This window comes from Dactylosporangium sp. NPDC000244, assembly GCF_040300725.1.
Taxonomy (GTDB): Bacteria; Actinomycetota; Actinomycetes; order Mycobacteriales; family Micromonosporaceae; genus Dactylosporangium.
This window is the reverse complement of the sequence record NZ_JBEPEH010000025.1, coordinates 115,605-128,102: the sequence shown is the minus strand read 5'-3', so window position 1 is coordinate 128,102 and position 12,498 is coordinate 115,605. Positions and strand designations below refer to the sequence as shown.

Below are 12,498 nucleotides of genomic sequence, written 5' to 3'. Positions count from 1 at the left end.
CGCTCAGCCGCCGTACCGCTGGGCCGGCTCGCGGTCCCAGACGAACGCGGGGTCGTCGGTCCAGCCGAAGCCGGTGAACAGCCGGTCGGGGCGGCCCAGCTGCCAGGCGGCGATGAACTCGCCGAGGTCGAAGCACCAGTCGAGCCCGGCGCAGGCGATCGACTCGGCCAGCGAGCGCAGCGTGGGCGCGTCGTCGCCGAGGCGCTGCCGGGCGTCGGCGGCGAGCAGCACCGCCGCGACCGCGGGCAGCAGCAGCGGGCCGGCGACGGCGGTCGCCGACAGCGCGCTCACCCGGTTCAGCTTCGGCCGGCCCCGGCCCGCGTGGACGTCGAGGAGCCACTGGCCGGACCGGCCGTACGTGATCAGGCGCCGGCACACCGTCCCGAGCGACTCGATGCTGCTCTTGTCGTGCACCACCACGGCCTCGCGGTCGCAGACGATCCGGTGCCCGGCCTCGGTGAGCCGCAGGCCGAGGTCGACGTCCTCGCCGCCGACGACGGTCAGCGGCCGCTCGGCGAAGCCCCCGACGGCCTCGAACGCGTCGCGGCGCACGGCCAGGTTGCAGGTCGTCGCCCAGCCGACCTGGCGGGCCTGGGCCGGCCACTCGAACGCGGAGTTCAGCAGCCGGGAGCGGGACATGATCCGGAACATCGCGTTGTCGACACCCTGCACGAACGTCGGGCCGGCGACCGCGCCGACGCCCTCGTCCGCGCCGCGCAGGGTCTGCGCGTGCCGCCGCAGCAGCTGCGGGGTGGCGAGGCAGTCGGAGTCGATGAACAGGATCAGGTCGTAGGCCGCGGCCCGCACGCCGTCGTTGCGCTTGGCGCCCACGTGCCGGGGGCCGCGCAGGTAGCGGGCCGCGAAGGCGGCGCAGTGCTCCTGGTGGGCCCGGGCGTCGGCGGGCTCGGAGTCGTCGACGACGAGGACCTCGACCGGCTCCTCGCACGCCTCGATCGACGCGCGGAGGCTCTCCAGGAGCCGGCGCATCTGCGGCACCCGGCCCTTGACCGGGATGACGACGGACAGTCCTTGGTCGCTCACACGGCCTCCAGGGCGTTCAGGGCCACGGTCTCGAAGGCCTCCATGACGGCCTCGACCGGGACGGGGACGAGCGGCGGCCCGCCGGGCGGGCCCGGCAGCGCGCGGCCGACGGTGTCGAGCAGCACCATGAGCACCTCGCCCGGGGCGCACGGGCCGTAGCCGCGCTTGTTGTCGGCGGCGAGCGCGGCGCGGATCGCGGCCCGGTCGAGCCCGCCGAGGCGCGCGGCCGCGTCGGGCAGGTCGAGCCGGGCGACGAGGCGGTGGTGGGCGGCGACGTCGTCGGCGGCGAGGCCGTGGCGGCGCCGGGCGACCTCGGCGGCGATGAGCATGCCCCAGGCGACCGCCTCGCCGTGGTGGATCTCGCCGCCGCTGACGAACTCGATGGCGTGGCCGGCGGTGTGGCCGTACTCGAAGATGAGCGCCCCGCCCCGCTCCCGCGGATCGGCGGCGACGAACGGCGCCTTGGCCGCCACGCCGATCTCCAGCAGCGACGGCAGGGCCGCGCCCGGGTCCTCGAGGGCCGGCACGAGCCTGGACTCCAGCCCGGGCGCGGCGACGAGCACGTTCTTGACCATCTCGGCGAGCCCGGTGAGCAGGTCGTGCCGCGGCACCGTGGACAGCCACGCGAGGTCGCACGCGATGAGCGCGGGCACGAAGTAGGTGCCGGCGAGGTTCTTGCCGGCGCTGAGGTTCACGCCCTGCTTGAGCGAGACGGTGGCGTCGAAGGCCGCGACCGGCGTGGTCGGCAGGTGCACCAGGCGGGTGCCGCGGAACAGCAGCGCCGCCGCGAGCCCGGCGATGTTGCCGACGGTGCCGCCGCCCATCGCGACGACGGCGGAGCGGCGGGTCAGGCCGCGGGCCACCGCCGTCTCGAGCAGGTGGTGCACGGTCGGCAGGGTCTTGTGCCGCTCCGCCGCCTCCACGGTCACCGGCTCCACCCGCACCCGGCGGCGGAGCCCGGCGGCGACCGCGTCCGCGTGCCCGCGCACCCCGTCGTCGGCGACGAACAGGATCGCGTCGGCGTCGCCGAGCCGGTCGGCGATCGCCTCGGCGAGCGCGGGGGTGCAGCCGGTGCCGTAGAGGTACGGCACGGTCGCGTCGCCGAACGCGAGCCCCAGCTCCTCATACGGGGAGCGCATCGTAGTTCACCTTCCCGTTGGCCCGGCGCGGCAGCCGGTCGATCGCGGTCACCAGCACCGCGGTGCGGTGGATGCCGAGCTCGCGCCCGACGAGCGCGGCCACCTCGCGCGCCCGCGCGGCGGGCAGGCCCTCGCACCACACGAGGACCCGGTCGTCGCCGGCCAGGGCCGCGGCCGGGGCGAGCGCGCCGGCGACGTGCTCGACGGCGTCGAGGTCGACCCGGATGCCGTACGCCTTCCCGACGCGCCCGAGCCGCCCCGTCAGCCACAGGTGCCCGTCGGCGTCGAGGCGGCCGCGGTCCCCGGTGGGCAGCACGCCGCCGCAGTCGTCCCCGCGGGCCAGGTCGGCCGCGGTGTCCGCGTAGCCGAGCATCACCGTCTCCGAGCGGCACACGACCTCGCCGCCGGCCGCGATCGCCAGCTCCATCCCGTCGACGGGCGGCCCGACGCAGCCGGCCTTCGCGGGCAGGTGCTCCGGCGGCAGGACGCAGATCCGGGAGCCGGCCTCGGTCTGGCCGTACATCGAGTAGAAGGCGATGCCGGGCACGGCCGCGAAGCGCCGCACGAGCGCGTCGCGCAGCCGCCCGCCCGACACCGCGAGGCTGCGCACGTGCGGGGTCCGGGCCGGCTCCCACGGCAGCCGGGCGAGCAGCTCGAACGTGTGCGGCACCCCGGTGATCGCGGTGACCCGGTGCCGCTCGACGCTCGCCCAGAAGCCGGCGTCGAGGACCCCGCGGGGCTCGAGGACCACGGTGGCGCCCGCGAGCAGGTGGCTGTGCAGGACGCTGAGCCCGAGCGTGTGGAACAGCGGCAGGCTCGTCACCGCGACGTCCTCGGCCCCGATGCGCAGCGCCTTCACGATCGCGGTGGCGGCCGCGGCGACCGCGGCGGCGGAGTGGCGCACGAGCCGCGGCTGCCCGGTCGAGCCGGACGTCGCCAGCATCAGCGCCAGGTCGGGATGCACGTCCGCCGCGGAGCCGAACCGGGCCGCCAGCGCCCCGGCCGCGTCCGGGTCGCACACGAGCGCGGGCCGGCCCGTGCTCAACGCCCCGAGGTAGCGCAGCACCGCGTCCATCTCGGGGCGCAGCGGGCACACCACGATGCCCGTGTCCGGCAGTTGCCCGGCCGCGGCCGCGATGGCGCCGGCCAGCCGGTCGCCGGACAGCTCCACGCCGGTGACCGCGTCGATGATGCCGGTCATGCCGGGTCCCGCAGCAGACGCTGGACCTCGGCGTCGTCGAGCGCGTCGATCTCGGCCAGGAGCAGGTCCTCGACGGCCGCGGCCAGCGCGGCGACGGTCGTCTCGCGGAAGAGTGTCCGCAGCGGTACCTCCACGCCGACGCCCGCCCGCAGCCGCCCGGCGACCCGCACCGCCAGCAGCGAGTGGCCGCCGAGGTCGAAGAAATCGTCGTCGGCCCGGATGCCGGTGACCCCGAGCACCTCCTGCCAGACGTCCGCGACCAGCCGCTCGCCGTCGCTTTCCGGCGCACGCCCCTCCCCCGCGGCGACGGCCACGGGCGGCAGCGCCGAGCGGTCGACCTTGCCGTTGCGGGTCATCGGCAGCCGGTCGAGGGTCGCGTAGGCGCGCGGGTGCAGGTGCGGCGGCAGCAGCTCGCCCAGGTGCGCCCGCAGCGCGCCGGGGCCGGGGACCGCCGAGCCGGGGGCGGGCACCAGGTGCGCGACGAGCCGCCCGTCGCCGTCGGCGGTGACGACCGCGTGCCCGATCGCCGGGTGGGCCAGCAGCGCGGCCTCCACCTCGCCGGGCTCGATGCGGTAGCCGCGGACCTTGAGCTGCTCGTCGAGCCGGCCCAGGAACTCCAGGGCGCCGTCGGCGCGGCGGCGGGCCCGGTCCCCGGTGCGGTAGTGCCCGGCCACGAACCGCTCCGCGGTGAGGTCGGGGCGCCCGAGGTACCCGTCGGCGACGCCGGGGCCGCCGATCACCAGCTCGCCCGCGACGCCGTCGGGCACGGGTCCGCCGCCGAGGCCGACGATGTGGACGCAGGTGTCGCCGATGGGGTGCCCGATCGGCGGCCGGCCGCGGGTGTCCGCCGGCGTGAGGCGGGCGGCGGTGGCGATGATCGTCGCCTCGGTCGGGCCGTAGGTGTTGAGCACCTCGACGCCCTCCCCGATGTGGGCGAACCAGCGGGCGAGCGCGTCCGGGCGGACCTGCTCGCCGCCGAGGACGAGCAGGCGCAGGCCGGGCGGCCAGGCGACGGCGGCCGGGTCGGCGCACAGCTCGTGCCAGTAGGAGGTGGGCAGGTCGAGCACGGTGACGCTCCGGCCGGCCGGAGTGGCGAGGAAGTCCGGGAGCGCGGCCCGGTCGCCGGTGGGGATGACGAGGGTGGCGCCGGCCGCCAGGCACGGGTACACCTCCTCGCCGAACGTGTCGAAGGACGGCGACGCGAACTGCAGCACCCGGTCGTGCGGGGTGAGCCCGTAGCGCTCGCGCATCCAGCGCACCCGGACGGCGAGCGCGGTCGGCGGCACGGCGACGGCCTTGGGCCGCCCGGTGGAGCCCGACGTGAACATGGCGTAGGCCAGCGCCCCGGCGGGCACGGTCCAGGTCTCGCTGTCGCGGATCAGCTCGGCCGTGCGGCGCGGCGGGGCCTCGGGGTCGAGCGGCAGGTAGCCCGCGCCGGCCCGCCAGGCGCCGAGGAGGGCCGCGACGAGGTCGACGCCGGGCGGGAGCCGCACGGGGACCAGGCCGCCGCCGGCCTGCGCCCGCGCGGCGAGGGCACCCAGCTCGGCGTAGGACACCGTGGCGTCGCCGTGCACGATCGCCGGGGCGTGCGAGGTGAGGTCGATGAGGTCGAGCGGATGCTGCCGCGGGACGGCCGGCGCGCACACCCAGGGTTCGGCCAGCCGGGCGAAGAGGGTGCGCAGGCGCGCGTCCGGGTCCTGGGCGGCCAGCCGGAGCAGCTCGCCGAGCCGGCCGACCAGCGCGGCGACGCTCGCCGGGTCGAACAGGTCGCGCCGGGCCTGGGCCACCACCTTGAGCCCGCCGCCGCCCGCGAAGCACTCCAGGGTGAGGTCGAACTTCACCGCGCGGTGGCCCGGGTCGGCGTACTCGGCCGTGATCCCGGGCAGCGCGAGCCCGTGGTCCTCGGCCCCGCCGTGGACGATGAGCATGGTGTCGAAGAGCGGGGTGCGGCCCGGGTCGCGGCGCACGTCGAGGCGCGCGATCAGCTCCTCGAAGGGCACGTCGCGGTGCTGGTACGCCTCCAGCGCCGTCGCCCGCACCCGGCCGAGCAGCTCGCGGAAGGTCGGGTCGCCGGACAGGTCGCCGCGGATGACGACGGTGTCGAGGAAGTAGCCGATGAGCGGCTCGGCGTCGGTGCGGTCGCGGCCGCTGACCGGGGTGCCGACGCTGATGTCGTCCTGGCCGGTGGCGAGGCCGAGCAGCGCGAGGTAGGCGGCCAGCAGCGTCATGAACGGCGTCGTGCGGCCGGCCCGCCCGAGGGTGCGCAGGTCGGCGGCCCGGCCGGGGCCGAGCTCGAAGCCGTCGAAGGTGCCGTCGGTGCCGCGGCGGGCCGGGCGCGGCCGGTCCGTGGGCAGCTCCAGCACCGGCGCGCCCGCGAGCTGCCCGGTCCAGTACGCGAGGGCCGCGGCGCCGTCCGGGCGCGGCTGCCGGGCGAGGTCGGCGTACTGCTTCGCGAGGACGGGCAACTCGCCCGGCCGCCCGGCGTAGGCCTTGGCCAGCTCGTCGCGGAGCACGCCGATCGACCACGCGTCGGCGAGGATGTGGTGCAGGACCAGCGCGAAGACGTGCTCGTCCGGGGCAATGCGCAGGATCGCGGCGCGCAGGGGCGGCGCGGCGGTCAGGTCGAACGGGGTGTTCGCCAGCCCGGCGACGGCGCTCGCGGCCGTCTCGGCGGTCGCGTCCACGATCGGCACCTCGGGGCGCCAGTCGTCCAGCACCTCCTGCACCGGGGCCGCGCCGTCGAGCGGGAACCGGGTGCGCAGCGCGCCGTGGCGGGCCACGACGTCGCCGAGCGCGGTGGCCAGGGCGGCGGCGTCGAGCGGGCCGCGCAGCCGGTACGCGAGCGGGATGTGCCAGTCCAGCGCGTCCGGGTCGACCTGCGCGAGGAACCACAGGCGCTGCTGGCCCGGCGTGATCGGCGCCCTCATGCCGACGCTGGGCTGCTGATGAGCGGCCACTCCGCTTCGCTCCGTACCGCTCATGCGTGGGACTCCACCGCGGCGGCGAGGTCGGCGACCGTGCCCGCGTTGAAGTACTCGGCCAGGGGCAGCTCGACGCCGAGCCGCTCCCGGACCCGGGCGGCGGTGCGGGCGATGAGCAGCGAGTCGAACCCCAGGTCGTAGAGGTCGTCCTCGGGGCGCACGGGCCGGGCGAGGACCTCGTCGACGATGGCGTAGACGGCCTGGGTCGTGGTCATGACGCCGGGCGGGACCGGTCGACGGTCTCGGCGATCGCGGCGAGGGACGGCGCGGACAGCAGGTCGCCGAGGGTCAGGCCGGTCTCCAGGCGCTCGTTGGTGAGGTCGAGCAGGAGCGCGGCGGTCATCGAGTCGCCGCCGAGGTCGAGGAAGTTGTCGTCGGCGGCGACCCGCTCCCGGCCCAGGGTCTCGGCCCAGATCTCGGCCAGGTCCTCCTCGGTCGGCGTGGACGGTGCCCGGAACGTGTGGCTGCCGGGGCCCTCGGTGTCGAGCCCGGCCGCATCGGCGGGCAGGGCGTCGACGGCGACGAGCACGTCGGGCAGGTCGTCCGCGCCGAGGGTCGCCCACAGGTGGTCGCGCAGGTCGACCGGGGCGGTGGCCAGGCCCGGCACGACGGCCAGGATCCGCCGGCCGTCCGGCGCCAGCAGCGCGGCGGCCTCGGTCACGCCCGGGTGCTCCCGCAGGGTCTTCGCCGCGGTGTCCAGGCCGGACAGCGGTGCGCTCATGGCTCGTTCCTTTCGAGGATGTACTGCGCCAGCTCGGCCACGCTCGGCGCCTCCAGCACGGCGATGGTGTCCACGTCGACACCGAGGCGTTCGCGGGCGGTCGCGGCGATGCGGGTCGCGGCGAGCGAGTCGCCGCCGATCTCGAAGAAGTTGTCGGTCGCGCCGACGGCGTCGATCCGCAGCACCTCGGCCCACACGGCGGCCAGGTCGCGCTCCAGTGCCGTGCCCGGCTCGCGGAACTCGGCCGGCAGCTCCCGCTTGACGACCTTCCCGGCCTCGTTGCGGGGCAGGTCGTCCACCAGCCGGACGACGGCGGGCACCTCGGGCCGGGTCAGGTGCTCGGCCGCGAACCGGCGCAGGTCGGTGGCGGTGGTGCCGGCCGCGTGCGGCGAGCCGGGCCTGAGCACGACGAAGGCGGCCACGATCTCGCCGAGGACCGGGTGCTCGGTGCCGCACACCGCGGCCTCGGCCACGGCCGGGTGCCGGGTGAGGATCTGCTCGACGCGGCCGGTGGAGACGTTGAAGCCGCCGACGATGACGACGTCGGAGGCGCGGCCGGTGAGGTACAGGGTGCCGTCGGCGTCGAGGTGGCCGAGGTCCCCGGTGCGGGTCCAGCCGTCGGCCACGTCGATGCGGTGCTCGGAGTCGAGCAGCGCCCGCGGCGGGGCTCCCCCGGCCCGCAGCCACACCTCGCCCGACTCGCCGGGCGGCAGTGTCTCGCCGCCGGGGCCGGTGACGCGCACGGCGCTGGAGCCGACGGGCCGGCCCACGGCCTCGGGGCGCTCGGGGTCGAAGCGGGTGGCGACGCGGGCCGGGTACGTCTCCGTCGACGTGTAGAAGTTGTGGAACGCCGCGTTGGGGAACACGGGGGCGAGGTCGGCCATGATCGGGACCGGCAGCGGCGCCCCGGAGAAGCTGACGCCCTTCACCGACGGCATCGGGGTCGCCTCCCCCGGTGCGGCCCGGACCAGCCAGTGGCCCATGGCGGGGACCAGGCAGACGGTCACGGCCCGCTCCCGGGCCACCATCGCGGTGAACTCCGGCACGGCGAACGCGGCCGCGGCGAGCAGGGTGTGCTGGCCGCCGACGCAGGTGAGCAGCACGGCCTGGGCGGCGACGGAGCCGACGGGCAGGGCGTGCGCGCAGGGCTGGTTGGCCCGCGGGGCGCTCGGCCACGCGACCTGGGCCCGCAGCAGGTTGGCGTGGGTGGCCACGACCCCGCGGGGCCGGTCCGTGGTGCCGGAGGTGAACACGACCTCGGCCGCGTCGCCGGGCGCCACGGCGGCCACGAGCGGCTCGGCGGGCAGCCCGGCGCCGAGGTCGTCCCCGGGCCGCACGATCCGGGCGACCCGGTAGCCCGCGACGATCCGGGTGAGCTCGTCCTCGCCGAAGCGGGCCCCGGCGAGCAGCGCGACCGCGCCGAGCTTGAGGGTGGCGAAGTAGGCGATGGCGTACTGCGGCCAGGCGGTCCCGCCGAACGCGAGCGCGACCCGGTCGCCGTGGCCGACGCCGCGCTCGCGCAGCCCGCGGGCGAACGCGTTCGAGCGGGCCTCGAGCTCGGCGAAGGTGAGCGTCCCGCCGCCGTCGAGCACGATGGCGGGCCGGTCCGGGACGAGCCGGGCGCTGCGCCGCAGCAGGTCGGGCACGGTCCTCATGCGCTCTCCTTCAGGCGTCGCGCCAGCTCGGCCGGGGTCGGCGCGTCGAACACGTCGAGGAGCGAGACCTCGCGGCCGAGCGCGTCGCCGAGGCGGGCGGCCAGGATCGCGGCGAGCAGCGAGTGGCCGCCGCCGGCGAAGAAGTTGCTGTCCGGGCCGATGTCGTCGCGGCCCAGGACCTCGCGGAAGAGCCCGACGACCGGATCGGCCTCGCCCGGCGCGGGCGTGGCCTCGGCGACCGGGGCCGGCGGCGCGGGCAGGGCGCGGTGGTCGACCTTGCCGTTGGCGTTGCGGGGCAGGGCGTCCAGCGGGATCAGGTCGGCGGGGACGAGGTAGTACGGCAGCAGCTCCCGCGCGTGCCGGCGCACGTCCGCGAGGTCGACGGCCGCGGGCTGCACGTAGCCGACGAGCCGCCCGTCGCCCTGCGGGTCGCCGGCCAGGACGACGGCGGCGGCGCGCACCGCGGGGTGGCGTTCGAGGGCGGCCTCCACCTCGCCGGGCTCGATCCGGCGGCCGCGCAGCTTCACCTGCCGGTCGGCGCGGCCGAGCAGCGTGACGGTGCCGTCGTCGCGCCAGGTGGCGAGGTCGCCGGTGCGGTACAGCCGGCCCCGGACCGGATCGTCGGGGAACCGCCGCGCGGTCAGCTCGGGCGCTCCGGCGTAGCCGCGGGCGAGGCCGGTGCCGCCGATGCACAGCTCGCCGACGAGCCCGGGCGGGGCGTCCTGGCCGTGCTCGTCGACGATGTGGAAGGACGTCTCGGCGATCGGCGCGCCGATGCTCACCGGGTCGGCGACCCCGGCCGCGACCGGCGCGCTGGACGACCAGATCGTGGTCTCGGTCGGGCCGTACACGTTGAACAGCCGGCACCCGGTGCGCAGCAGCCGCTCGGCGAGGGCGGCGCTGAGCGGCTCCCCGCCGCACAGCACCCGGCGGCCGCGCAGCTCGTCGCGGACCGAGCCGGCGGCCAGGCGCCAGATGGTCGGGGTCGCCTGCACCACCGCGGCGTCGTGGCGGGTGACGAGCTCCAGCATGAGCGGCGGGCGGGTCCGGGCCTCGTCGGGCGCGACGATCGCGCCGCCCCCGTCGGCCAGCGGCAGGAACAGCTCCAGCGCGGAGATGTCGAAGCCGAACGTGGTCAGCCACAGCACCCGCTCGTGCTCGCCGAGGGCGAGTTCGGCGGCGAAGTGGCGCACGAGGTTGGCCAGGGCCCCGTGCGGGATCTCGACGCCCTTGGGCCGCCCGGTCGAGCCGGAGGTGAAGATGACGTAGGCGAGGTCGTCCGGCGCCGCGGCGGCGAGCCCGGCGTCGAGGGCGGCGCTGTCGGCCTCGCCGGGTTCCGGGGTGTCCACCGTGGACCGCGCGCCGGCCCGCGCCAGCTGGTCCCGCAGGCGGGCGGCGGGCTGGCCCGGGTCGGCCGGCAGGTACGCGGCGCCGAGCGACCACACGGCGAGCACGGCGGCGGCGAGGTCGGCGCCGCGGGGCAGCGTCACGGCGACGACGTCCCCGCGGCCGATCCCCTGCGCGGCGAGCCGGGCGCGGACGGCGGCGGCCCGGCGGGCCAGCGACCGCCGGGTGTGCACGGTGCCGTCGGGGTCGACGAGCGCGGGCCCGTCCGGCTGACGCGCGTGCCGGTGCGCGATGCGGGCCGCGACCGTCGGCGCCGGCCGCGCCCGGTTTGCGCCCGCGTTCGCCCGCGCCACGAGCGCGCGTTCGGCGTCGCTCCACATCGCCAGCTCGGCGAGCGGGCGGCGCGGGTCGGCCGCCGCGGCCGCGAGCAGCAGCGCGAACCGGTCGGCGAGGGCGCGCACGGTCGCCTCGTCGTGCACCTCGGTGCTGTAGACCGCCTGCAGCCGCACCCGGCCGGGCTGCGGCACCACGACGAACTGCAGGTCGTGGCGGCTCGTGCCGGGGTCGACGGAGACCCACTCGGCGCCGGGCAGCTCGCCGGGCGCCGCGTTCTGGGCCGGCGGCAGGTAGTTGAACATGTGCCGGAACAGCGGCGATCGCCAGCTTCCGGACGCGTTCGGCAGCTCGCCGAGCAGGTGCTCGAACGACACGTCGGCGTGGTCGAGGGCCTCGGCCACGCGGTCGCGGACCTGCGCGGCGAGTTCGGCGAAGCCGCCGCGCAGGTCGACGGTGAGGCGCAGGGGCAGCGTGTTGACGTGGTAGCCGACGGCGTCGCGGCTGTCCGGCCGGCGCAGGTTGACCGGGATGCCGACCACGAGGTCGGGCCCGGCGCCGTGCCGGGCGAGCAGGGTGGCGAAGACGGCCAGCAGCGCCATGTTGTCCGTGACCCGCAGCCGGGTGCGCAGCCGCGTCAGCGGGGCCACGGGCAGGTCGCGCTCGAGCTGGGCGCCGGCGAACGTGGGCCGCGCGGGTTCGGGGCGGGCCGAGGCCAGCGGCAGCCGCGCGGGGTCCACGCCTCGCAGCCGGTCCAGCCAGTAGCGGGAGCTGCCCGGGGCCGGCTCCGCGAAGGGGGCGGCGGCCGCGGGTGGCTCGGCCGTCCGGCCGCCGGCCCGGCGGTGGTAGGTGGTGGCCAGGTCGGGCATCACGACGCCGCCCGATGCGCCGTCGAAGACGATGTGGTGCGACACCAGGCAGAGCACGCTGCCGCCCTCGTCCAGGGCGATGCCGTACACGCGCAGGGGCAGTTCCGCGGCGAGGTCGAACGGGCGCAGGGCGAGCTCGGTGAGCACGGCGCCGAGCTTCGCTTCGGGCGCGGTGAGCACGGCGACGGGGACCGTCTCGGCGTCCGGGTCGGCGACGTGCCGCATCGGCACCCCGTCGCGCTGCGGGAAGCGGGTGCGCAGGGAGGGGTACCGGCGCAGGATCTCAGCGGCCGCGGACGCCAGCGCGGCCGGGTCGAGCGGCGCGGTCGTGCGGATCGCGAGCGGCTGGTTGTCGACGGAGACGTCCGGGGCGAGGCGCTGGAACAGCCATAACGCCTCCTCCTTGCGGCTCAGCCCGCTCACGGCCGGGCCCCCGCCGCACGCCCGGACACCGCCGAGCACCCGGCGGCCGCCGCACGCCCGGCGGCGGGGTCGGCGAGCAGCCGCTCCTGCGGCACGTCCAGGCGCAGCCGGGGGAAGCGGGCGAGGGTGGCGGGCGGCTCGTGGTCGCGGGAGAGCACCACGAGGTCCGGCTCGAGCCCGTCGAGGCCGGCCGCGCGCGCCATGTCCAGGTAGCGCAGGTTGGCCGCGACCCGGCCGCACAGCTCGGCCGCGATCGAGTCGGGCACGCCCTGCTCGCCGAGGGCCGTGCGGGCCGCGACGGCGTAGCGCCCGGCCAGCGCCTCCGCGTCGTCGTCCGGCTCGGACCCGGGCTCGGCGCCCAGGCGGCGCACGGCCCCGGCGTAGTGCTCGGCGATCGTCCGGGTGCTCACGAGCACGGGGTCGAACAGCACCAGGCGCGCGTCCCGGGCGAGGAATCCGGCGAGGGCGGCCCCGGCGCAGAATCCGAGCGCGGCGTGAAAGTTTCCCAGCGCGGCGGTCCGCTCGCGCCACGCGGCGAGGTGCTCGTGGGCGTCGCCGGGCGCCGCCGGCCAGCCGGTCTCGTCGCTGCCCCAGACGGCCCAGTCCTCCGGCAGGTGCCGGGCCAGGTCGCCGAAGTTGGCCTGGGCCCGCACCTTTGCCAGGGTGAAGTCGACCGCCACCACGGTCCGCGCACTGGACGCACTGCTCAGCAGGCGCCATCCCCCGATCGCCACGCCGCCGACGGTAATTCACCCTTCCGGGGGACGTCGAGGGTTTTCTACGAGTCG

Annotated in this window: 9 protein-coding genes; all 9 read right to left on the bottom strand. The window is 77.2% G+C overall.

From position 1 onward, the window contains the following. Nucleotides 1-3: 3 nt before the first annotated feature. Genes ABT369_RS33080 through ABT369_RS33040 form a run of 9 tightly spaced genes read right to left on the bottom strand, consistent with a single transcriptional unit; the run spans nt 4 to nt 12,444 of the window. Nucleotides 4-1,041: a glycosyltransferase family 2 protein gene (locus tag ABT369_RS33080; protein ID WP_350617853.1), complete on the bottom strand. Its 1,038-nt coding sequence runs from the start codon at nt 1,039-1,041 to the stop codon at nt 4-6. Further along, complete coding sequence (locus tag ABT369_RS33075) at nt 1,038-2,180, bottom strand: 3-dehydroquinate synthase family protein (protein ID WP_350617852.1); 1,143 nt, start codon at nt 2,178-2,180, stop codon at nt 1,038-1,040. The genes ABT369_RS33080 and ABT369_RS33075 overlap by 4 nt, the downstream gene beginning before the upstream one ends. Beyond that, nucleotides 2,164-3,381, bottom strand: a complete 1,218-nt coding sequence (locus ABT369_RS33070; RefSeq protein ID WP_350617851.1) for an AMP-binding protein — start codon at nt 3,379-3,381, stop codon at nt 2,164-2,166. The genes ABT369_RS33075 and ABT369_RS33070 overlap by 17 nt, the downstream gene beginning before the upstream one ends. After that, nucleotides 3,378-6,308 carry a condensation domain-containing protein gene (locus ABT369_RS33065; protein WP_350617850.1) on the bottom strand — a complete coding sequence of 977 codons (2,931 nt, stop codon included), beginning with the start codon at nt 6,306-6,308 and terminating at the stop codon, nt 3,378-3,380. The genes ABT369_RS33070 and ABT369_RS33065 overlap by 4 nt, the downstream gene beginning before the upstream one ends. Before the next feature lie 50 nt (nt 6,309-6,358). Further along, nucleotides 6,359-6,577 (bottom strand): acyl carrier protein, encoded by a 219-nt coding sequence (locus ABT369_RS33060; RefSeq protein WP_350617849.1) that lies wholly within the window; start codon nt 6,575-6,577, stop codon nt 6,359-6,361. Next, nucleotides 6,574-7,083 (bottom strand): phosphopantetheine-binding protein, encoded by a 510-nt coding sequence (locus ABT369_RS33055; protein ID WP_350617848.1) that lies wholly within the window; start codon nt 7,081-7,083, stop codon nt 6,574-6,576. The genes ABT369_RS33060 and ABT369_RS33055 overlap by 4 nt, the downstream gene beginning before the upstream one ends. Then, complete coding sequence (locus tag ABT369_RS33050) at nt 7,080-8,738, bottom strand: AMP-binding protein (protein ID WP_350617847.1); 1,659 nt, start codon at nt 8,736-8,738, stop codon at nt 7,080-7,082. Before ABT369_RS33050 ends, ABT369_RS33055 begins: the two co-directional genes overlap by 4 nt. Further along, nucleotides 8,735-11,710, bottom strand: a complete 2,976-nt coding sequence (locus tag ABT369_RS33045) for a non-ribosomal peptide synthetase (RefSeq protein WP_350617846.1) — start codon at nt 11,708-11,710, stop codon at nt 8,735-8,737. Before ABT369_RS33045 ends, ABT369_RS33050 begins: the two co-directional genes overlap by 4 nt. Then, nucleotides 11,707-12,444 (bottom strand): hypothetical protein, encoded by a 738-nt coding sequence (locus tag ABT369_RS33040; protein WP_350617845.1) that lies wholly within the window; start codon nt 12,442-12,444, stop codon nt 11,707-11,709. The genes ABT369_RS33045 and ABT369_RS33040 overlap by 4 nt, the downstream gene beginning before the upstream one ends. Between the last annotated feature and the right edge of the window lie 54 nt (nt 12,445-12,498).

Coding starts and splice junctions, on each gene's coding strand:
- ABT369_RS33075 (WP_350617852.1), bottom strand. CDS start 2,180: ATGCGCTCCCCGTATGAGGAGCTGGGGCTCGCGTTCGGCGACGCGACC.
- ABT369_RS33070 (WP_350617851.1), bottom strand. CDS start 3,381: ATGACCGGCATCATCGACGCGGTCACCGGCGTGGAGCTGTCCGGCGAC.
- ABT369_RS33065 (WP_350617850.1), bottom strand. CDS start 6,308: ATGAGGGCGCCGATCACGCCGGGCCAGCAGCGCCTGTGGTTCCTCGCG.
- ABT369_RS33060 (WP_350617849.1), bottom strand. CDS start 6,577: ATGACCACGACCCAGGCCGTCTACGCCATCGTCGACGAGGTCCTCGCC.
- ABT369_RS33055 (WP_350617848.1), bottom strand. CDS start 7,083: ATGAGCGCACCGCTGTCCGGCCTGGACACCGCGGCGAAGACCCTGCGG.
- ABT369_RS33050 (WP_350617847.1), bottom strand. CDS start 8,738: ATGAGGACCGTGCCCGACCTGCTGCGGCGCAGCGCCCGGCTCGTCCCG.